The sequence below is a fragment of the Sphingomonas sandaracina genome, from assembly GCF_036663695.1.
GTDB lineage: Bacteria > Pseudomonadota > Alphaproteobacteria > Sphingomonadales > Sphingomonadaceae > Sphingomonas.
The window spans coordinates 19746-42511 of sequence record NZ_JAXOJK010000008.1 but is presented as its reverse complement, the minus strand read 5'-3'; the positions used below and the strand labels follow the sequence as shown (position 1 = coordinate 42511).

Genomic DNA, 22766 nt, shown 5'->3' with positions numbered 1-22766 from the left:
AAAACATCCTTCATTGGTACGGTAGACGACGTTGAAACCTTGGCGCTGGCGGGACGTTCCCCGCCCAACTTAGAATAATCGGAGCGTGACTTTTGGGCCACAGGGGTGCCGCGCCATCTGGTTCCCACTATTTTAGCTTCGTTAAATTTCGGTTAGCCAATCGATATCCGGCGGGCATGATCGCTTCATACGGCTGTGCCGGTGGCTAGAGGTATGCCGTAAAATCCCTGTCCGCCCCTCAGCCCACACGCTAGGGACCCTGGCATGCGATCAATCAAATGGTGGTGGATCCGCGTATCCGCGCAGTTGCCGCTCAGCCAGCGGTCGGGCGGGGTTCGGGTCAACAGAACAACAGCCCGACACATTCGGACCGGAAATGCCGCCCGGGACCATCAGGACTGGCAAAGCGCGGCCGTCGCCTACCGCCATGCCTTGGCGCGCGAGCCCCATTTGCAGCATGTCTGGGTGCAACTGGGCCATATGGAAAAAGAGGCCGGCGAGATTGATCAGGCCACCCGCGCCTATGAAGAGGCCGCGCGCCTGAGGCCGGACGATACCGAACCGCTCCTTCGGCTGGGCCATCTCGCGAAAGCGTGGCGCCAACCGATCGATGCAGCAGCATATTTCATCGCGGCTCTACAGCGCGACCGCGGCAATTTGCAGGCCCTCTCCGAACTCGTGCGCCTTTTCCCCGATCGCGACGATGTCGAACCGGACCTGTGGTCTACCGTGCTCGACGTATTGGAGATCGAACCGAACGACCGGATATCGGACGATACGGGCCACCTGCCTACGGGGGCAGTGGTACTCGACGTTACCGACCTGCTCGCCTTTTTCGGTCAGCGCCGTCTGCCCACCGGCATCCAGCGCGTCCAGATCGAGGTGTCGCTGGTGTGCCTCGAACAGATGTTCGATCCACAGCCGGTATTCTGTGTCTATTCGAGCGCACGGCGCGGTTGGATCAGACTGTCGCGCGAGCATTTCGACACGCTCTGCCGGCTGGCTAAGCAAAGCGACGATGTCGAGGATCCGGCCTGGACCAGCCAGCTCGACCGGATGTATCGGAAAATCGCGGTAGCCCGTACGCTCCGGTTTTCATCGTCGACCGTCCTGGTGAATTTGGGGACATCGTGGGCGGACCGGAACTATCTGCTCGATGTCCGCATCGTCCGCGCGCGCGATGGCGTGGTGTATGTGCCCTTGGTGTTCGACCTGATCCCGTTGATCGGACCCCAGTGGTTCATGCAGTCGCTGGTCCGCGATTATCGCGCGTGGTTCGGATCGCTGCTCCATTCCGCCGACGGGTTCCTGGCGATTTCGCAGGCCACGCGCGAGGATCTGGTGCGGGTTTCCGCGGAGTGGCGGGCACCTGTCCCCCCGGCATCGGTTCCGGTGGTCCGTCTCGACGGTGACTTCCGCCAAGCCGCGGCCGATGGCGCTTCGCTGCACGCTTATGGTCTTGAACCGGGCAGCTACGCCCTGCTTGTCTCCACGCTCGAGCCCCGCAAGAACCATCGGACCGCGTTCGAGGCATGGCTAGCGCTCGCCGACACGCTGGGCGAAGCGCGCGTTCCCCGGCTCGTCTGCGTGGGTGGGCGCGGCTGGCTCAACGAGGGCCTGCACCAGATGCTGCGCGAGAAGCCGGCGCTGCGGCGCATGGTCCTCATCCTGCACGGGATCCCCGACGATACGCTGGCGGCGCTCTACGAACATTGCCTGTTCGCGCTGTATCCCAGCTTCTACGAGGGATGGGGCCTGCCGGTTTCCGAAGCACTGTCCTACGGCAAGGTTCCGGCGATCTCGCGCGTTTCGTCGCTTCCCGAAGCCGGCGGACGCTTCGCGCATTATTTCGATCCGAGCGATCCTGCCGATATCGCTGCGACGGTCCGTGCCCTCCTGGATGCGCCGACCCGGCACACCGCCGAAGCGGTGATCCGGCAGGACTATGTGCCGCGCACATGGCGCGGGATTGCGCAGGACGTCGTGGCGAAGGCGAGAAGCGTCTCGTCGCGCGTGCAGGAAACGCTGCCTTGCCTCACCGATGCCGGATCATGGACCTTGGCATTGCCGCATCAGGCAGACACGTTCGATCGACCGTCGGCAGACGCCTGGCAAGGCGAGGCCCTCCGTCAGGGTCGGGCATGGCAGTCACCCGGTCTTTCGGGATGCAGGGTCGATGGCAACGATGCGGCGCTGTGGTTCCATTGGGCAGGACCGCCAGGCGCCATGCTGCATATCCATTTCGCGCCCGGCCGCGCCGAGGCCATGGTCGAAGTCGGGATAGGGGGTGTGGAAAGGACAGGTCGTATTCGGCCCGGTATGCCGGAGATCGTTTCCTGCCCGCTGCCGAATGCGGCCGAGACGATGTGGATTACGATCGTACCGATCGTCGGCGACGTCATCGTCGAAAAGATCGAGATCGCGACCTAGAGACTAGGCTTCGAAGATCCGCATTTGTGTGTTCGGCCGGTCGAGCCAAATGGTACAGCTGGGCGATATACTAAAGCTGATACCCGAAATCGCACATCACGTCGCGAAACATCGTTGTCAGCTTTTCGATAGTAACAGGCTGCAGCTTGTTTGCGTGGTCTCCCGGGGTTCCACGGCGGATATGTCTTGTCGGATCTTCGGATACCGGGCGAATATCGTGCGCCATTGCGACAGCTTCTATCGCCGTCCTATCTATGTTTATCCCGATATGCGATATAACAGCTTGGAGCGACCGGTATTTATCGAAGAAGATATCCTCGTAACGAACTATGAGCAGATTTTCATCGAAAATACGCTCCCTGTAACAGCGTAGCTTGTCGTGCAGAACCTCGGCATGGTCGATCACATACTCGTCTATCTCCAAATGCTTGTCGCGCATATGGTACTCGACGACAGAGTCCGCATTCTTGTTGGGCAGCCTGTGAGAAAAATGCTTTCCGCCAAAGGAGAAATACTGCGATGTCAGTATGTCTCTCGGATCTCTTATGAGGAAAACCTTGCGAACCGCACCGAACCGCGCGTAATTTTCCAATACCGGGGGGAAAGACCGAAATCCGAAATACACGTAGCCCGGCGTGAACATCGGTCGAATATCGTCGTCCGCCTCCCAAGCGTGATCGCCGATACCTTCCAGAAACAAGATATCCGGTATGGATATTGCCGGAACCTCGCATCTGGCGAAGAGATCTTCCAGCATGCCGAAAAGTAACGAGCTTCCCGCTTTGTGCACCGAAAACACAAAGGACTCGCTACCGACCCCGGCCACGGGCATCTTTATAATGGAACTATAGTCCATGCGGATTTCCGCGTGTTCTATATGTCGCCATCACTGCCTATCCGCCTAGAGTTTACGCACTCCCGGCACCTCGCGACGAAACAGGAGAGACCTAGCCTTCAATCACGGGACGGTGAACCAGGATATTCTCAGGGACGTCTATCATGACTTCGAACAAAATGAAGCCGAGTTCCTGCCCAGGCGGGCGCAGCACGTCGCTGACTTCGAACGTTACATCGATATCCCCTGTTGGCCAGTCCACCAGCCATGCGCGACGCTCGACGTGACCGATCGGGCCGGCCAGGGCCGCGCACCAGTCATAGGCCCGTCCCGCAATCACCGGGCGGACGCGCTGATCGCGGACACCCGCGGCCAAGGCGAGACGCAATGTCCGCGGTCCGCCGACCGTGGTCCGCACGCGGATTTGGCAATTATCGCCCAGACTCCAGCGGAAGGGAGCGTGCAGTCCCTCCTGCGGGACCGCCGGTTCTTCGGGGAGAAAGCGCGCCACACGCTCCCAGTCGCCATCCACCGCCAGCATCGGCGTCGGCCAGGCCGCGGCGGGTACGAGCGCGAGCTTCGTCTCTTCCCAGCCTGGCACCGACGATACCGACTTGCCGGTCGCGCTCAGCCCGATCACGTGAAGGAGTGGAGCGCCGGCATCGGTATCGCCATGCCGTTCGAACCGGACGCGGGTCGGGCCGGCGTCGTACGCGCCAGCCACCGATACCGTCTCGGCACCCTCCACACCGACGCAGAACGTCGTTGTCCCTTCGCCGGCATGAACCGTCCATGTGTCACCCGGCGTTCCCCGGACATGCACCCGCAGGCCCGACATGTCTGCATGGTCGAGGCACACGATGATTTCCGCATCGCGTCCGCCGATCGACAGGCCGCGCTCCCCGTCCGCGGCGACGAAGGGCACCGCGTCGCCCAGCACCGCCATCGTCGCGGAGCCGGCGATCGGATCGAACCATCCGGGTCGATCGGCGTCCCGGTAGGATCGTACCCGTACGGTCCCGCCGCGCAGATGCAGCGGCGACGATCCGCCGACGCCGCGCAGATCCGGGCAATGCTCGTCGATCGCGTTGGCGAGCGCGACCAGCGAGCGCGTTGCCACGATCAGGTCGCGGAACCGGCACGCGTCCTCCGTCGTGTCCTGCGAAAGGCGCGTCGCGATTCCCAACTCGTGCAGATCGTCTTCGGGGCGCAAGACCCTTCCGCTCTGGTCGAGGACCATGAGCCCGCACGCCCATGCCGCGCCGGCAAGCATCGTGCCCCCTGGCTCGGATACGACCGCGGCGTCCGCCGCACTGAGCAGATAGGACAGCAGCAGCGGATCGGCGATTGTGTCCAGCGCAAGCACCGAACAGTCCGGCGTCGCAGACGATGAACCATGTCCGAAATTCAGGATCCGCGACGGGCCCTCCACCATCGCGGCCACCCGCGCGATCGCCGTCGCCGTATCCTCTACGGATGCCTCGGCTATGCAGACGATCCGCTCGTCGGGAGCAAAGCCCAAGCGCTGGCGTGCCTCGCGCCGATCGCGCGGGAGAAGCAGATCGGTATCTACCGCCAGCGGCAGGTCGACTGCACGGCCTGCCTGCCCGACGAGACGCAAGATTCCACCGTCTAGGGCGACTGTCATCGTCGCATCGGTTCGATCGGCGATATTCTTCGATGCGACGACCAGGCCACCGGGGGGGAGCGTCGGCACGGAATCGGCACCGGCGACGATGTGCCGAACGTCATACCCCAGCAGCGCGAACCCCGCCGCCAACAGCGCGGCCGGCGTCCGACCCAGCATCGGTCGATCGCCGTCGAGTACCCATATCACCGGCGGATCGCACACCGCGATCGTCCGCGCGACGGCCTGGGCAAGCGCGCATCCCACCCGGAGCGCTGCGCTGGTTTCGACCGTGGCGCGGTACAACACCGGTGCAGCTCCGCGCATGCTCGACAATTGCAGCGAGCACCCCATCGAATCGCGCTCGTCGACGAACCCTGCCGCAGCGCCAGCACCAGTCGCATCAAGCAGAGCCGATGCCGCGTCTATGCCGCGCGGCGACATCACCGACCCGCGCTGCAGGATCAACACCTCGTCATGGCCCGCGGCGTGGAGCATGTGGCGCAACAGCTCTATGTCGAGATGCGGCCCTGCGATATCGATGCAGCCGGCTATGTCAGCGTCGCGAGCACGGACGACCCGGTCCAGTGCCGCGCTTTGGGGATCGCGGACGACGAAGATCGCCGTGCCAGCCGGTGCAACTGCAGTGCAGCCGGCCAGGCTCACATCGAGCAGATCGGGCTCCTCGTCCTCGCACAGGATGGCGATCGCCAGCGCCCGACGATCGGACCGTGTCGGCTGGGGAGGGGGCAGAACCGGTCGGCGCAGGAACGCTTCGTCGGTGCTGGTCGCTTCGCACCGGATCAGCAATACGGATCGCGCGTCGGGCGGGCCGTTGCAGTCAATGAACAGGCTGTTTTCGCCCAGTTCGAGCCAGCGTACCGTCTCGATCACCTGATCGACCAGGGGTATGGGCGCCCCGAGCGTTATAGGCTGCGGTTCGCGCGCGCCGATGCCAAGACCAATGACGATATCCTTGCGGCTCGCCCGAAGCGTAAGACGGAGCCGATACCGACCGGTCGCGGGGACACGTATCGCGATCTCGGCACGGCAACCGTTGATCCAGCGAATACCGCCGGGGAGCTGATATTGCGGATACGGTCCTTCCGGTGCGGCGAAACCCATCACCGGACGACAGCTCCCGCTGAGTTCCGGTCGGCCATCGCGCAAGAGCGCCGAGGCGGTGAGCATCGCGGGGTCGTAGGCGGTCTCGATCCAGCGCGCGCTCGCCTGGTCGAACGTGACGATCGTACCGAGCACACTCAGTTCGGACACGTCCGGCAGGGGGGCAGCCGTGTCGATCTCACGGCGATAGGCGTCCATGTCGCCCGACAACTGCCCGACACGACGGCGGTGATATCCCGTCAACGAGTCGACCGTACAGTGCCTGGCAACGCGCGCCATGCGACGCCAAAGATCCCAGTCGCCAGCGAGGCGAAACGCCGTATCGACGCCACCGATCGCGTTCCAGACCCGCCCCGAGAAGAAGGTCCCTTCCTGCATCAGGAAAGATAGCGTGCGACCATCATGAAGGCCCTCGGCCAACGCCTTGCGCGCATAGGGAAGCGCTGGTGCCAGTACGATCACCGCACCTGCCTCGTTGAGCAAGGCGGTCCGGCCGCTGAGAAACTCGCACCCCGGTATATCCTCGAACACGCCGCCTACGGTGACCAGCGCACCTTGTGCCAAGCCGTCGTCGCTGTTGATCCAGGTCAGGATATCGCTGTCTTGCGGCGCCAGTCGCGCAAATCCGCGCTGCAACGCGTCGTACATCCCGCCATCGCGCTCGGACTCGAAGGTAAAGACGATGTCGCCCGCATGAGGAATATACAGACCCTCGCGCAATCGGCGGTCCCACGCGCGCAGCTTGTCCACCGTGCCGTCGGTCGAACCACCGTCCTGCACGTGATAGTGGAGCGAATATCCGGGAAATCCCTGTCGCAGCACCGACGCGACAGCGTCGTCTATGAACGCCTCGGCGTTGAAGACGGGTGTGACGATCAGGAAACGTCGACCGCCTGCCTCCGCCATATGATGCGATGCGCCCTCGTCATCCGCCGTTTCGACCGGCTCATCGGAAGGGGGTTGCGGCAAGGAGGCCCGGCCTTGCATGAGCAACCGGAAGCGGTCAGCGAGCGCCGCATATCCCTGCTTCAAGCGAACAGGTCCGGCCGACGCAGGCGCAGCGCCTGGACGAGGATCAGCGTCTTGGCGTCGAGCAGCCGGCCGTTGTCGGCATCCTGCGCCAGTCGTGCCAGGGATAGTTCGTGCACCATGATATTCTCATGCTCGTCGTCGCACCCGCCACCTCGGCCGGTCCTGTTCGCCATAGTGTAGGGGGCCAGGAAAAGATCCAGACGTTCGGTCGAGATCGAAGGCATCGTCCACAGACAGACGACGTGTTCCAGCGATCCGAGTTCGACGCCTGCCTCCTCCATCGCTTCCGCACGAACGCGCGTGGCGGGATCGGCAGCGTCGAGCCGTCCTGCGATCACTTCGAGGACGGAAGCAGCTCCGCCGAGCATGACCGCTGCACGCGGCTGGGAGATGAGCAAGGCGGTCCGGCGCTCGCTATCATAAGGCAGCACGGCTACGCCCGGGCCATGATCCTCGACATGCCGCTCGACCAAGGCGCCATCGGGCATTTCCATGCTGACCCGACTGACATTGATCCATCCCTGCAATACCATGTCGACCGCAGCGATGCGGGCGCCGGGGTCTTTGATCACCGTCACGCCGATGGCGCCCATGTATTGACGTCGACCGCCGCCTGAAGCCGGCGAAGCGATTGCCATGTCTCGGCAAAGGCCTGGTAGTCGGCCTCTTGGCCGAGCTTGGTCGTCTCGCGCGCCGCGCCCGCGATTGCCGAGACCAGAGCGGACCAGTCAAACAATGCCGCCCGCTCCAGCCCGGCGTGGCGCAGACCGTCCCGCACCGAGACCGACGTCAGTTTGCCGAGCGCGGCCGCCATCTCCGGCCGGGACGCGCCGTCGATGATCACGCAGGCATCCCCCGTTACCTCGGGCAGCGATCCGCGCGCGGTCGTCACGACCGGGCATCCGCAGGCCATCGCCTCGAGGACCGGCAGGCCGAAACCTTCGTACAGCGACGGGTAGATCAACCCTGCCGCACCGGACAGCGCAGCCGCCAGATCATCGTCGGACAGAGCGATCCGCTCGGCCTTCACGGCTGGAGGCAGTGCCGCCAGTTTTTGGGGCGCGATCGTCGGCTCGCCTCCGATGCACAGGATATCGAAGGCATCGATACCGAACGTGGCCACCGTATCGAACAGCAAGGCCCCGTTCTTGTAATTGAGATGCTGCTCGCGCGAACCGACCGTGACGAGATAGGGGCGCTGGTCGAAACCGATCCGTTGCCGGAACGCCGCGACCCGCTCCGCGTCGACCGGATGGAACACCGCGCTGTCGAAGCCCGGATGCGCGACGTCAACGTGATCGAGCGTCGGATAGCAGGTCAGCAGATCCTCGCGCGTGCTCTGCGAAATCGCGATGTGCCGCCTGGCATAGGCGATCGCAACGGCCTTCTCCTGCCAATGGCGGTGCGTCAGATCGAACTCGAACAGCTCAGGAATCATGTCGTACACGACGAGGAACATCGGCGTGGACAAGGGCGTCGTGTAATAGGTCGATGTAAAGACATCGATCGCGTAGAAATCGCAGATCCGCTGGATCAGCTCGCTGTCGTCCGCGGTGTAGAGATCCTTGTAGGTCGGGAACGGGATCCGCGTCACGCCCTCGAGCGCGGGCATCCCGCCGCGGTCCAGCACCAGCACGTCGAGCCCGTCGATCGCGGCCAGCGCGGGCAAGACCGATTGCCACACGCGGGCGATGCCCGAACTGGCAAGCTGGAAGAACACACCGTCGACGAGAAGCTTCACGCTACCACTCCTTCGCGCCGCGTGCCCAGCGCGAGCAGCGCGGACTGGACGATGTCGTACCGACGCCCCTCGCGCAGCGGCGCCGCGTCGATCTCGTCGACCCTCGCGAGAAACTCGTCGTCGGAGATTACGAGCATCGGCGATACGATCTTGCGATAGAGGTCGCGGGAAACCGCGTACGCTTCGATCGCACCGCGCGTGTCCGGACGCGTGGACATGCCGTCGGGATTGACGAAATAGGCGGCATGAGCCTCGTTCACCTTGTAGAAGGTCTTTCCGGCAGCCCGGCAGCGCAACCAGAACTCGAAGTCCGCAGCAGACTGCAGCGACTGGTTGAACGGGCCGACGTCGCGGTGCAACGCCGCGCGCCACATCGGCGCATTGTGCGGACTGTTGAACTCCATCAGATTGTACCGGCTGACGACCGGCAGGTCGCTACGAAAGTCGCGTTTCGCGATCTCGTCGAACGGCAATCGGGGTTCGAAGCAGTAGAGGACATCCTGGTAGGCGACGTCAACGAAATCGAGCGTGTCGAGCAGAGCCGCCTGTATTTCGAACGAGTCGTTGCGGCGGATATCGTCGACATTGGCATTGGTGAGATAGCGCCCCTTGGCCATCCCCGCCGCGATATTCCAGGCCTCGTAGATGCCAACGCGCGCGTCCATCCGCTTGTAGACGATGTTGGGAAAGTCCCGGCAGAATTCCTCGATTACCGCGCGCTCGTTCTCGGGCGAGTTGGCGTCGATGATGATCAGTTCGCAATGCGTCCTGAAGATTGTCTGGGACGTCATGTTCTCGAGGAAGGAACGGATGAACGCCCCACCGCGATAGAGGCTCGTGAGGATACTGACGACGCAGTCCTCGGCGGGCCGCAGACGGACGACGCTTCCGGAACCAAGGACATCGTGCTTGATTGCAGTCTTGGCGACAGGCTTGGTTCCGGTCCGCCAATCCGCGAGGGTCACTGCACCGCGCGAACCGAATATATACGCCAGATGGGGATCGTTGGCGTGCTGTGGCGGTAGCAGGCGCTTGCGCGCTTCGTCGGCGAAGAGTTGCCAGACAAGCGGCGAGATATCCGATCCCTGCTTGTCGACCATGCGGCGAAAATGGTCCACCTCCGCAGCCGCAGCACCGCGACCCAGCACGATTTCGAACGCAAGCTGGACCTTGGTCCCCGGCACCACGTCGAGCGCCCCGCGGATCAACTTGGCCTCTGCACTCTCGCCGATGCCGAAAACCACGTTCGACAGACGACCTCCGTTGCCGGCTGCGCCACGCCAATTTTCCAGATCCGCCGGGCCGGGCATGCGCCCTAGTGCCAACCGGTACATAATCTCGATCGTCCGATCGATCGAGGCGTCGTCCTCTACCGACTCCTGCGGAAGCTGGGGTGGCTGCAAGGCATCCCGAAGCACCACGGCGAGCGGGGTCCCGCGTTCGACATCATCGACACGCAACTCCACTTCATAAGCCGACGGGGCATCGCGCCTGGCCGCTTCAAGTGCGTACGCCACGACCTCGGCAATGTCAGCTCGACCGATCGCCAGCATCCCCTCGGGAAGGCTAGGCCTGGACGGCTCGGCGTGGGCCCGAACGGACAACGCCTCTTGGCTATAAATAATGTCCGATACGGCCGTCATCGCGCCATCACGCTGCATATTTGCCATATGCACGGCTACCTCGCCGTCACCCGGGTCCCGAGCGAGAAAGGCACGATATAATTGCCGTACCAGATCGGCCGCCTGGTCTGCAGGTACGGCATGCTCGATTGTCATCAACACATTCTCGAAAAGGGGCTCGTAAGCGAAAAGGGCGGTCACACGACGACGGCGCCGTGCCTTACTCGGCCGTGGACGCTTCCAGGAACGCATCGACGGTCGAGCGGATGCCGTCGACAAGCTCGATCTTGGGCGCCCAGCCCAGTGCCCGCAGGCGGCTCGAATCCATCACCTTGCGCGGCGTACCGTCGGGCTTGCTGGTGTCGAACGCAAGGTCGCCCTCGTAGCCGACCACTGACGCGATCGTCTCCGCCAGCTGGCGGATCGTGACTTCCGACCCGCTGCCGCAATTGATGTGCTCATAGTCGGTGTAGTTGTCGTGACAGAAGACCACGCCGGCTGCCAGATCGTCGACATGCAGAAACTCGCGCATGGGCTTGCCCGAACCCCAGACCTGGACGGTCGGGCTTCCCTGGCGCTTGGCGTTGACGATCTTGCGGATCAGCGCGGGCATGACATGGCTGCTGCGGAGATCGAAATTGTCGCCCGGGCCGTACAGATTACACGGCATCACCGAGATATAGTTCCGGCCATATTGCCGCATATAGGCTTGGCACATCTTCAACCCGGCGATCTTGGCGATCGCGTACCATTCGTTCGTCGGCTCCAGGCTGCCGGTCAGGAGGCTATCCTCCTTGATCGGCTGTTCGGCGAATTTCGGGTAGATGCACGACGAGCCTAGGAACACCAGATTGTTGACTGCCGCAAGATGCGCAGCGTTGATCGTGTTCACCTGGATGCACAGATTGTCATACAGGAAGTCTGCGGGCAGCGTGTCATTGGCCATTATCCCACCGACCTTGGCCGCGCAGAAGATGATGGAGGAGGGCTGGTTCTGCTGAACCCAGTCGCGCACGTCGCGCTGATTGGTGAGATCGAGCTCGGCACGGTCGACGGTGAGCACACGCCGCCCCTGTGCCCTGAGCGCCCGCGTAACGGCACTGCCTACCATGCCGTTATGGCCAGCGACCCAGACAAGCTCGTGCATTCAATACTCCATCGGAAAGCGGCGGTGCTACCATAGCCGTTTGCGCCGTCCAAGCAGGACACCCCATAGGAGTCCTGCTTTCTTGTTCAACACAACAGATCGTATCGGGCTCTGATCGCTGCCCGTGTCATGACCGCCGCGGTATCTTCGACCGCCTATCCATCTTTACGACGCCGGACTGCGACGTACCGTACGGCGTTATCCAGTTCGTCCGACGATGATGCCCGGCAGGTCGTTTCCATTGTGATCGGTCAGATCGAAGATCAGCCCGATCTCCGTACCAGCCGGCCCGTACAGCCGCCCGTTAAACGCCCCCACGTAGACACCATCCGCCGTCACGGCAGTACCGGTGAGGCGGCCGGTCTGCACATCGACGCTACCTTGAAACACGACGTTGATTGCCGCAGCCCCTCCGGTCAACGTGATCGCGACGGTACCGCCGACACGCCGGGCTGCCGCATCGACGACGAGCGTCTGTCCAACAGCCGACGTGCCGATCTGTGCCACGGTCAATCGATAGGTGCTCGTCCCGGTCGTAGGCAGTTCGCCGACGGACGTCGGGGCGCCGATCAGCGCAAAGTTTACGAGACCCACCGGCTTTACCTGTTCATCGTCGCGCACATAGCCGACATAGGTCGTGTCCGTGGATCCGCGATAGACGGTGAGTGTCGCGGGGGAGGTGCCGATCAGATAGGTGTAGACCAGGCTGTCGCCGGTCTGCGCGAGCGTCGCGCCCATCATGCCCGGTATGATGGTCGTGCCGAACGCCGCGATCGCTCGCGTTGCGGCGGTGTACGCGATCGTGCCGGAATCGAAGCTACCATAGCCGATCCTCGCGGGAATGGTCTGCGTTGTACTTGCCGTGACCAGCCCTGCAAAACTGCGATCACGCGTGAAATCGAATACGGGCTGATATGTTGAAGGCGTCGGCGTCGGCGTCGGCGTCGGAGTTGGCGTCGGTGCCGGCGTTGGCGTTAGTGCCGGAGTTGGCGAAGGGGAGGGCGTTGCTGTCGAGGAATCGCCGCCGCAAGCTCCCAAGAGCAGAAGACACACCATCGGCAGCGGCAGATACCGGTGGGTCTTTACGGCCATCCCCACCCATTTGTTTCGCAAGACATATCCCCCAGATGGTTTCGACAGACAGCCTTAGCTCCCTTATCCGTCCTTCCACATCTTGCCGCCCGCTGCCACGCCCTTGGCGACATAGCTTCATATCCGTCCGGTCTAGCGGACCAGCAACAGCATGACGTCTTCGGTAGGTGGTGCCGCAAGGATCGCCGCGCGGGTCGTGGGCTGGATGCCCGCCTCCAGTGTGATTTCCGCGAGCGTAAAACCGTCCGCGACGATCCGGTCGATGAACGCACCCGGATCGTCGTACCGCATCCGCGCGAATTCGAGGACGATCGTCAGCGGCCGCGCCGCCTGCAGGATACCCGCCATCCCGCGCCAGATCGCCAGTTCCGACGTATCGGCGTCGATCTTGATGAGGTCGGCATCCAGCAACGTGGCAAAGCTGTCCAGCCGACACGTCCGCATCAGGCGGGTCTCGGTCGCCTGATCGTCCGAAACCGGATGATCGGCGGGCAGCAGATGGCCGTTCTTGGGTTCGTCGGTCGGCACGACCAGCACAACGTCGGTCTCGTCATCGGCCAGCGCCTGCTCGTACACCGTGGCGATATCGTGGAAGCCGTTGATGGCGATGCTCTGCGTCATGCGTCGCGCCAGATCGGTGTTCGGTTCGAACGCATGGACATGGCCGGTCGGCCCCACCAGATCCGCCATCAGCAAGGTGAAATAGCCAAGGTTCGCCCCGACATCGACGACCTTCATGCCCGGCTTGATCAGCGTCGCCAGTAGTTCGGTAAGCCACATCTCCCAATAACCGTCGAGCAGCAGATGGCTCGACAGGCCGACGTCAGTCGTATCGACGATCATCTTGTATCGACCCAGCACCCGGCACAGCGAGCGGTTGTCGCCGAGATAGGCGTTGGCACAGAGCTGCCGGATCACTGCCTCGTTACGCTGCCGCGACTGGGTCTGCAGATGATCGAGGTGGAACAGACGGACGCCCGCCTCGGCGGTCGATCGACGATGAAGGCGAGACACGATACTCGACAGAACGGAAGACTGATTCATGCGGGCGCCATATGGCAGGCCGCACGATAAGGCGACCATAACCCGGTGAAATGGTACGTCACACGGGCCGATGCGACAAAAATAGCGCGGCGTCTTTCGACATCGAGAAACCGGCCCCGCGATATGCCGCGCGAGAACGCGTACCTGCTTTTCTCTCAGCCTGGGCGGCTAGCCGGCGCTTATTCGGATCACACATTTTGATCGCACATTTGGATCTCGGCAGCATCCAAGATGCCGGTCGGGCAATCACTGCGCGTTCTTCCCAACTCCGACACGCTCCGTCGCTGCCACGCTTGATTAAGGGGCGTCGAACGGCTTTGACCGGAGCGATATCGATGGAAGTGCCCTTTCCCTACCGCAATTTGCTGATATTGCGCGACCATGGACACTATCCCGAACATGCAAATCTGTTGGGCAGGCTGAAATTGGCTGACGCGCATTCCTCACGTGGTTCGCGGGGCGCCTCGCATCGCCATGCCAAGCCGTCTTGCGCAAGCCAGTGCCGCGTTTCGGCATCACATGCGTCGCGCATGCCTTCCTTCCGCCCGCTGGATGCTCGGGCATGACGATGATTTCGGATACCTCGGGGTCGACCGGAGACCGTGGCTTCTGGCGCGGCTTGAAGGTGCAGGGCGATGTGATCGGCGCGCTGCTGATGCGCGAACTCCATACCCGCTACGGCCGGGAGAATATCGGGTATCTATGGATCTTCCTGGAGCCGATGACCCTGGCAGGCGCGGTCGCCTTGCTGCATATCGGTGGCGGATCGTCCCATGGGACGGGCATCAACCCGATCCCCTTTGCTATTCTCGGGTACACGCTTTTCATCATGTTCCGCGGCATGGTCACGCGCGCCGACGGTGCGCTGGAGGCGAACATGCCGCTGCTGTACCATCGCCGCGTCACGATCTTCGACATGATGTTCGCGCGTGCGTTGCTGGAAGGCGCAGGTACGATCGTAACCTATGCCGTGCTGATCGGCTTCGTCATGATCATAAATCTGGCATCGCTACCGGCACGCCCGTTGGAACTCCTGATCGGGATCATCCTGATATTCTGGTTCTCGTTTGCGGTCTCCCTGCTGATCTGCGCCTGGACGCATGACAATCGGCTGGTGGCACGATTTGTACACCCCATCACCTACATATTGATGCCGCTATCGGGTGCCTTCTACCAGTTGGCCTGGATCCCCGAGCCGTATCGAACGTGGCTTACCTGGTTTCCGCTGACCACGGTCTTCGAGTTGCTTCGCTACGGCCAATTCAGTGCCGCGAAGGACACGTACGTCGATATTCCTTACATCGTCGGCTTCTGCCTCGTGCTGACATATGCCGGGTTGGTGTCGATCCGGGTGACGCGGCGTCGCATTCATCTTCACTAAGGTAACTAGACTTGGATAACGTCTCTTCATTGGACCGGCCAGGGCGCGGCGGTGCGCTGCTTGGGTGGGTGCGTGCTCATCGCAACTGGTGCCTGATCGTTCTCGCTCCAACGCTGCTGATCGCCGCCTATTATTATCTGATCGCGTCCGATCAGTACGTCTCCGAGGCGCATTTCGTCGTGCGCACGTCGGATACACAACCCGCTGCACCCAGCGGGCTTGGCCAGGCACTGAGTTTGGTGGGAGGGGCTTCGTCCGAGCGGGATGCCTTGCTGGTTGCCGATTACCTGAAGTCGCACGACGCGGTCGATGCCTTGCAGTCGCGGATTGGGCTGGCCGAACGTTTCCAGCGCCCCGAAGCCGATATCGTCTCGCGCCTGTGGCATGCGAATCCCACTCCCGAACAGCTGCAGAAATATTTCGAAGGCAAGGCCGAGGTCGAGGTTAGCACCGAGACGGGGATCACCACGTTGAAGGTGCGCAGCTTCCGACCGGAAGATTCCTATCGGATCGTCCGCGAGATGATCCAACTGGGCGAAGCGCGTGTGAACACGCTCAATCGGCGCAATTACGCCAATGCTGTTGCCGCGTCGAAGCGCCAGGTCACCGAAGCCGAGACCAATCTTGCCCAGGTACAGGGGCAGATCACCCGGTTTCGCCGTGACGAACGCGATTTCAATCCGCAGGTGACGGGGACCTCACGGACCAGCATGGTGTCCGAACTGCAGGGCCAGCTTGCCATTGCCCGGGCGCAGGAATCGTCGATGGCGGCGGTCCTGTCGCCCAACAGCCCCCAGTTGATCGCGACCCGCCAGCGGGTAGCGGCGCTCTCTCGTCAGGTCGGCGCGGAAACCGCCAAATTGTCGCAAGGGCCAGGCAATGTCGCTGCCGGCATGGGTGCGTATGAGAACATCAAGATTCGCCAGGAGTTGGCGGGCAAGCGGTTCGAACTCGCGTCCGCGGCACTGCAGCGCGCGCAGGACGACGCTCAACGGCAACAGCTGTATGTCGTACCGGTGGTCGATGCCAATCTGCCGGTCCGCGCACTGTATCCGCAGCGTACCAAGATCGTCCTGACCGCATTTCTCGCGCTCTTGCTGATCTACGGTATCGGCTGGTTGATCACCGCTGGTGTCCGCGAGCACGCCGCGTAACCCGAATGGGCTGGTCGGCGCGATGCTTCGCACCGACTAGCCCATCACAGCCCCAACCCCAGCCGACGACAGCGCGATCCTGGGGCGAAAGATCATGGACGGCCTCGTGGCAACGGGGCTCTACGATGCCGGAAGCAGATCGGGGCTGTTCGATGGTCGCCGATCGGCGCCGACCGATCGAGGCACCCATGTCGCAGCGTCGCCCGCGCTCAGGTCTGGCGTAGTCTTGCAATCCCCCGCACGCGTTCGCCTGAGCGTAGCGTATAGGCCAGCAGAGCATGCCGCGCGGCCAGCACATGGGGCCCCGCGGCGATGGTTTCGAGCAGCCCAGCTTCTGTACGCGGTGCGATTGGCATCGGTCAGGCAGCGCTAGCGTACCCAATCGTCTACCGTTGTCTCGCGCCAGAACGGCGGTGTACGTCCGCGACGGGGCCGTAGAAATGCGCCTGTCCCGTAGATCGATGATCGATGCGCCGCGGCGCACCGATCACGTCATCAGCGCGTCGCGTTCTGGACGGCGATGACCGGCGAGAAGAGCTGGCCCAGCGCCTGCACCAGCTTCAGCGGCTGGTTGGCGGAGGCGTTGGCGATATACACCACGTCCTTGTCCCGCATCGCGAACTGCTGCGCCAGGAAGTAGTTTTGCGCGCGCAGCATATCGATCCGGTAGACGATCGGCCTGACCGTCGCGGGTGCTGCGCCTGGCTGCTTGGGCTCGAGCGATGCCGCCCCGGCCGGCAGGCGGAAAACGAACACCGAGCGAGGATCGGCACGACCGTCGTTCGGCCCGCCGGCGCGCGCCAATGCCTCTGCCAGCGTCAGCGTACGGCTTTCGAAGGGAACCTGCGATATCCGGTCAATCGCACCGAAGACGGTGAAGGTGCGCGGCTGCCGGATCAGCTCGATCCGATCCCCGCCCAGTAGCACCAGGTCGTCCGGCGACCCCGACACGATGGAATCGAGCGGCTGCTCGACCGTCCTGCCGTAACGGGTAAAGCGCACGATGGAATCCTGGGTGCCGGTGCCGGTCGCGGTCGACGAACCGGATTGCGCTGAACGGGAAATTCCCCCCGTATCCGCGATCACATCCAGCAAACGCTCGCGCGCCAGCGTCAGCGGTATCCGTCGCGGGGTGGTCACGGCGCCCATCACGACCACGGTATTGGCGACGTTGTTGCGCAGCGACACGATCACCTGCGGGCTTTGCGACTTGCCGCGCAGGCCGGCGAGAATCCGCTGCTGGACCTGCGCGAGCGTCAGCCCGGTGACCTGGATCGTCCCGACATAGGGTACGGTGATGTTGCCGTTGCGGTCGACGGTGATACCGCCTTGGCCGAGCGTCTCGCCACTTGCGGACGGCGTATCGCTGCCGCCAGACATGCCGGCACCGCCGCCAGCGGCAATATTGGCCCTGCCGCCAAACAGCGAAACACCGACTTCGTAAATCTCGATCGACAAGACGTCGCCCGGTCCCAACGTATCGACGAAGCCATCGGCCGCCAGCGTGGCCAGCGCACCGCTCGGAACGTCCACGGTCGACAGCGCCGCAATGTTACCGGGCGCGATGTCGACGATCTGGTAGCCGATATCGTTCGCCTTGGTCGCATCACGCGTGATCTGGCCACCGGTCGGCCCGTTGCGGGGCAGCGTTGCACAGGCGCTCATCGCCGTCATCACCAGCAAGGCAAGGCCAGGTCGAACGACCCGCGCCGTGTGCATAACACGCATCATCTTCACTCCAGTGTACCAATCGCAGCTGCGGGATATAGTCGAATGGGTCACGTTCGATCCGGGAGCCTGCGCCGTGCCACGCGCCTAGCGCGTCGCGACCACTTGGTAAAGTTGACGAATGCGTTCGGCAAAGACGCCGCCCGAGAAGGTCGCCGCCTGGATCGGTCCCTCACTCGAAAGCCGGGCGCGCAATGCGGCGTCCGTATCGAGCCGTCGCATGCCGTCGACCATGCCATCGACGTCGTACGGATCCACCGCAAGCGCCGCCTTGCCGGTCACTTCGGGCAGCGCGCCGGTCGTACTCGACAACAACGGTACTCCGGCCGCCAGCGTCTCCAGCGCGGGAAGCCCGAAGCCTTCGTACAGCGCCGGAAACAGGCTCGCCTTGGCGCCGTGCAACAGGTCGGTCAGCAAAGCGCGCGGGACGTAATCGATACGGCGGATCCGGTCGACACCAGGCAATTGCCGGCCATGCGCGCTGCCCAGCAGCTTCAGCTCGCGCTCGGCATGCCAGGCTTCAGCGCCGACGATGACCAGAGGGGTTTCGAGATCGGCCTCGAGATAGGCCTGGATCACGCGCCCGAGGTTCTTCTTGGGCTCGATCGCGCCGAAGAACAGGAAATAGCCCTTCATCTCCAGGTCGAACAGTCGCCGCAGCCGCCCGGCCAGACCGGCCGGATCGCGCAGCGGGGGAATGTCGCTCGACTGATAGCAGTTCGTGACCCGGCCAGGATCGGCGCCGAGCAGTTCGATGATGTCGTCGCGCGACTTTTCGGAGACCGTCACGATATGGTCGCCCCGCGCGACGCAGGCGCGCGCGAGCCGGTCGTAATAGCGCTTGTCCTCGAGACTGGCTCGGGGCAGCCGCAACGGCACGAGGTCGTGCAGCGTGTAAATGTTGCGCGCCCCGGCCACGCGAAGCGGCAACGGATAGGTCCAGTGCATGATCGTCGGCGGGTTGGGCATCCGCAGCGTCATGAACGTGCCGTAGCGTCGGAAATGCCGCGCGCAGACGTCGTAAATTTCGCTCAGATTGAACAGCCGGTCGAACCGCGGCAACCGGTCTCCCGCATCCGCCATGATCGCCCGGCCGGTCACCGGGATCTCGATCAGGTCATGTGCCAGCGGATGGACGCGCCAGCGCCGCACGCGCTTGCGCCAGGTCAGGCGATTGGGCACATCGGCCCCCAATTGCCCGAAAAACAGCGATTCCCGAAGATCGATATCGGCCTTGCGCGGAATGTTGACGCCGAACACGAGATCGACCGGATAGCCGAGCTGGTCGATCGCCGCGGCCAGGTTGCGGCCATAGGTGGCGACCCCGGTACCCTGCGGCAAAGCGAGATTATAGCCATCCAGTCCGATCCGGATGGCCGATGAAGCATGGTCGGTCATGCCGTCCCGTACAGGGATAGCAGGCGCCGTGCATAGGGGCCGAGCGCAAAGTGTTGCGCCCGCTGCCGGCCCAGGCGCGACAACCGGTCGCGCAGCGTCGCATCGCCGTCGATCGCGAGCAGCCCGGTGCGTAGCGCGGACAGATCGAGTGGATCGACCAGCAACGCCGCGCCGTCCGCGACTTCGGCGAGCGCCGCGACGTCGGCCGCCAGCACCGGCGTACCCAGCGCCATCGCCTCCGCCACCGGAAGCCCGAAACCTTCGGCGAGCGACACGAACACGAGCGCGCGCGCACTGCCGATCAGGTCCAGCACGCGGCCGCGCGGCTGCAGCCCAAGCCGAACCGCTCCGGGCGTCGCGGCGATATGGTCGTCGATGCTTGCGGCATCCAACCCGTCCGGCCCCGAGATGACCAACGGCGTCGTGATCCCGCTGGCGCGGTAGGCGTCGAGCAGCCGGTGCAGATTCTTGCGCGCCTCGACCGCCCCGACATACAGCAGATAGCCGCCCTCATGGAGCGTGCCGGGCAACGGGGCCTCTTCGGCACCGGCGACATCGATAGCCTGGTGGCAGCAGGTTACCGTCCCCGCGGGCCATCCCATCCGCGCGACGATCTGGACACGCGCGGCCTCCGATACCGTCGCGAAATCGCCGCCCGAAGCCCGCAGCGCATCGAGCAGGCGACGCAGACGCGGGCCATTGACCGGACTGGGGATCGCCGGATCGAGCGGCAGCACGTCATGCACCGTGTAGAGGTTGCGCCAGCCCATAATCCGCAAGGGCAGGGGATAGGTCCAGTGCATGATCCCGGGAGGGCCGGGCAGGGCGATCGGCATCGGGCGCTTGTGGATATCGAAAAATACCTGCGCCTCGCGAAAGACGTCGCGGACCAGAAACCCCTCCGCACTTACGGTTGCATGACGGCGCCACGGGCGCGCTGCCGCCAGCAGCTTGCCGATCCGCGAACGGCGAACCAGCGAACCACCGTCCTCGAGGATCGGCGGGCGGATCCCGACGCCGTGCAAGGCACCGACAAGGGTACGCGCGAATTGCCCGACCCCGGTACCGGCACCACCATCGGACATCATCCGCCCGTCGATGCAGATCGGCACTGCCGGCGAACGGACCGCCGCTGCTTCTCCGAAACGTGTGGCGCCGGATATCAGGCTGCCAAATCCTGCAAGGTCATGGCCTCGATCAGCTCCTGCCGCGCAAGCGTGTTGTCGGCCTGCGCATAGCCAATCGAGCGTAGCCCGATCGCGTAATTGCGGACTTCGCCCGGCAACTGGGAATAAGATCCGACAACGCTGAAACGCAGATGGAGCGCTCCATCTTTACCGACGACGGCCGGCATGCGAATCGCTCCCCCGGCATGCCGAAGATCGTGCAATCCGATTGACGCCGTTTCCGTATCCGACACGATGTCGGTTATCTTCAAACGACACTCAAGCGCACCGGGTGCGATCGAAACCTTGAGATAGACCAATAGCGATGTGCCCGCTGCCATATCGGTCGCTATCGACAGCTCCGGATTGGTCCCCCTCATCCACACTCCATGGTCTTCGGCGGTGTAGAAGAACGCGGACTCTGCCAACAAACGGTTCAGCCGCCGAAAATACCGATGCGTATCGACGCGATCGCCGGGATGGACCCGGAAAGAGAAATTCTCACCTTCCTTGAGCGTCGCCGTGAACGGCGTGATCGGCGTATCCTGATGCAGCTTTGTCTTTGCCAGGAAATCGGCGCCGACATCGTTCCACGTCCGTGCAACGAAACGATCGCGGATCGCCTCCACCCGGCCACGAAGATACCCCCGATCGGTGATCATTCGCCGAAAGACCTCGACCCCCTGGGTCAGGTTGAAAGGATCGACATAGTCCACCAGGTCGCCGCCAACCTCGGGGATGGAGGACGTATCGGAGGCGATGCACGGGCGTCCGTGGAACAGGCTTTCGCCAACCGGCAACCCCCAACCTTCGACGAAGCTCGTGAACACCGAAAATTCGCATCCGGCATATACCGCGTTCAGCTCGCCATCGGACAGGTTGTGCGCGATATGCACTCGTCCGCCGAGATTCTCGGTCGCCATCAATACATCGGTAAGTGCGCCGATCTTCCAGCCATGCCGGCCGACGAAAACAAGATCGGGCACATCGACGCCTTCGGCGATCAGACGTCGCCAGGCGTTGATGACGTACAGGTGATTTTTGCGCCCCTCGATTGTCGATACATACGCGACGTAGGGCTTCCCCTTCACGCGCCGGAGCTGCTCGGGCCACGCGACGGAATGGCCAGCTTCGCGCGTCAAATGATGCGCCAGCGGGACGGTCGTCATCGGGATCGGCCGCCCCCCGTTTTCCGCGATGAAGTTGGTCAGCGCGATGCGCGTCGCGTCGGAGATCGTCAGAACGAAGTCGGCCGTACCGCACAGCTCGCAGATCGCCATCGTAAAGTCGGTGACCAACGCATCGTCGCAGAATTCTGGATGCGTCACCGGGATGATGTCGTAGACATAGGCACCGATCCGCACACCATCGCGCTTGGAGCGGACGAAATTCTGGATGCTGTTCCCCAGGCCCCAGAAAGCGCCTAGCAGGATGATCGTACTGCCCTCGAGCGGCCTGACGCGTTCTGCGGCATTCTCGCACGCCATCAACATCGCCCGCAGCGTTTCGTGATCCACCTGCCGTCCCGAGGCATAGTCGATGGCTCGCATCATCTCAGCGTTGTCGACCATCCAGAACTCACCGGCGGGAAGCGCGGGCGTTTCGGGTCCGACATTGCTCAGGATGAAACGAACGTCGATGTCGGTATCCCGTATCGCATGCATGGCGATGCCAGCTTGCACACGCTGGATCCCGGACATCGTCACATGCGCCTTGAGATACCCGAAAAGATCCTGGATCGCGAAGAAGGTCGTGCCCTCCCCCAAACCCAATGCCTCGGTTGCCTTCGTGTCACGGCGTAGCAACCGGATTTGCTGCATACTTTCGACGTTGGGTGCGATGTCGTTTACCCTCTCATAGGCTGCAAGTGCGTCTTCGCCGCGACCCAGTCGCCGCAGAACGTCGGCAAGGTGGATGCTGGCATCGGCATCACGGCTATCGAGGTCGGCCGCGGCCTGATACGCGTCCGCCGCCTCGGTCAGAAGCCCTTGTTCCTTGTAAGCGTGACCCAACTGAACCCATATAGGCTGGTCGGTTCGGTTGACCGCAAGATGCCGCGCATACGCAGCCGATGCGCCCGCCCAATCGCGGGCATTACGGCATTGATTACCGGTACGGCGATCGTTAGCCCGGCTTTTCTTGTTCAAAAATTTTGAAAGCATGTTTTGCTCCTACCGCGCCCGAGCCGTCGAGTTCCACTGTTGCGGCGCTCCCTGCACCAGCGGGCATCGCCTCGCAAGCAAG

General features: G+C 63.2%; 15 protein-coding genes. 3 read left to right on the top strand and 12 right to left on the bottom strand.

Annotated features, from left to right (window positions below; translation table 11 throughout):
• Positions 1-264: 264 nt before the first annotated feature.
• A complete protein-coding gene (locus U1707_RS17805; RefSeq protein WP_332801398.1) occupies positions 265-2430 on the top strand; it encodes a glycosyltransferase family 4 protein in 2166 nt (721 codons plus the stop codon).
• Between the two features lie 70 nt (positions 2431-2500).
• On the opposite strand, the gene U1707_RS17800 is transcribed toward U1707_RS17805, so the two are convergent.
• From U1707_RS17800 to U1707_RS17765, 8 genes are all read right to left on the bottom strand, one after another.
• Positions 2501-3286, bottom strand: coding sequence for a sulfotransferase domain-containing protein (locus tag U1707_RS17800; RefSeq protein WP_332801397.1), 786 nt, complete (start codon positions 3284-3286; stop codon positions 2501-2503).
• A 91-nt stretch (positions 3287-3377) separates the two neighbouring features.
• The gene (locus U1707_RS17795) at positions 3378-6986 is read right to left on the bottom strand and encodes a glycosyltransferase (protein WP_332801396.1); all 3609 of its coding nucleotides are present in this window, start codon (positions 6984-6986) and stop codon (positions 3378-3380) included.
• A 59-nt stretch (positions 6987-7045) separates the two neighbouring features.
• Positions 7046-7627, bottom strand: coding sequence for an NUDIX hydrolase (locus tag U1707_RS17790; RefSeq protein WP_332801395.1), 582 nt, complete (start codon positions 7625-7627; stop codon positions 7046-7048).
• Complete coding sequence (locus tag U1707_RS17785; RefSeq protein WP_332801394.1) at positions 7624-8790, bottom strand: glycosyltransferase family 4 protein; 1167 nt, start codon at positions 8788-8790, stop codon at positions 7624-7626. Before U1707_RS17785 ends, U1707_RS17790 begins: the two co-directional genes overlap by 4 nt.
• Positions 8787-10460, bottom strand: a complete 1674-nt coding sequence (locus tag U1707_RS17780) for a glycosyltransferase (RefSeq protein WP_332801393.1) — start codon at positions 10458-10460, stop codon at positions 8787-8789. Before U1707_RS17780 ends, U1707_RS17785 begins: the two co-directional genes overlap by 4 nt.
• 172 nt (positions 10461-10632) lie before the next feature.
• Positions 10633-11559 (bottom strand): GDP-L-fucose synthase family protein, encoded by a 927-nt coding sequence (locus U1707_RS17775; RefSeq protein WP_332801392.1) that lies wholly within the window; start codon positions 11557-11559, stop codon positions 10633-10635.
• Positions 11560-11757: 198 nt separating this feature from the next.
• Positions 11758-12651, bottom strand: a complete 894-nt coding sequence (locus U1707_RS17770) for a HupA family protein (protein WP_332801391.1) — start codon at positions 12649-12651, stop codon at positions 11758-11760.
• Between the two features lie 132 nt (positions 12652-12783).
• Positions 12784-13695, bottom strand: coding sequence for an FkbM family methyltransferase (locus tag U1707_RS17765; protein WP_332801390.1), 912 nt, complete (start codon positions 13693-13695; stop codon positions 12784-12786).
• 562 nt (positions 13696-14257) lie between these two features.
• Between U1707_RS17765 and U1707_RS17760 the strand changes: the two genes are divergently transcribed.
• Positions 14258-15076: an ABC transporter permease gene (locus U1707_RS17760; protein WP_332801389.1), complete on the top strand. Its 819-nt coding sequence runs from the start codon at positions 14258-14260 to the stop codon at positions 15074-15076.
• 68 nt (positions 15077-15144) lie between these two features.
• Entirely contained in the window at positions 15145-16230 is a 1086-nt protein-coding gene (locus tag U1707_RS17755; protein ID WP_332801388.1) for a KpsE/RkpR family capsule polysaccharide export protein, read from the top strand.
• 495 nt (positions 16231-16725) lie between these two features.
• Here the strand turns inward: U1707_RS17755 and U1707_RS17750 are convergent, their stop codons facing one another.
• The 4 genes from U1707_RS17750 to U1707_RS17735 form a co-directional block, all read right to left on the bottom strand.
• A complete protein-coding gene (locus U1707_RS17750) occupies positions 16726-17958 on the bottom strand; it encodes a polysaccharide biosynthesis/export family protein (protein WP_332801387.1) in 1233 nt (410 codons plus the stop codon).
• An 87-nt stretch (positions 17959-18045) separates the two neighbouring features.
• Positions 18046-19356 carry a glycosyltransferase family 4 protein gene (locus tag U1707_RS17745; protein WP_332801386.1) on the bottom strand — a complete coding sequence of 437 codons (1311 nt, stop codon included), beginning with the start codon at positions 19354-19356 and terminating at the stop codon, positions 18046-18048.
• Positions 19353-20444 (bottom strand): glycosyltransferase, encoded by a 1092-nt coding sequence (locus U1707_RS17740; RefSeq protein ID WP_332801385.1) that lies wholly within the window; start codon positions 20442-20444, stop codon positions 19353-19355. Before U1707_RS17740 ends, U1707_RS17745 begins: the two co-directional genes overlap by 4 nt.
• 74 nt (positions 20445-20518) lie before the next feature.
• Positions 20519-22684 carry a glycosyltransferase family 4 protein gene (locus tag U1707_RS17735; RefSeq protein WP_332801384.1) on the bottom strand — a complete coding sequence of 722 codons (2166 nt, stop codon included), beginning with the start codon at positions 22682-22684 and terminating at the stop codon, positions 20519-20521.
• Positions 22685-22766: the final 82 nt, after the last annotated feature.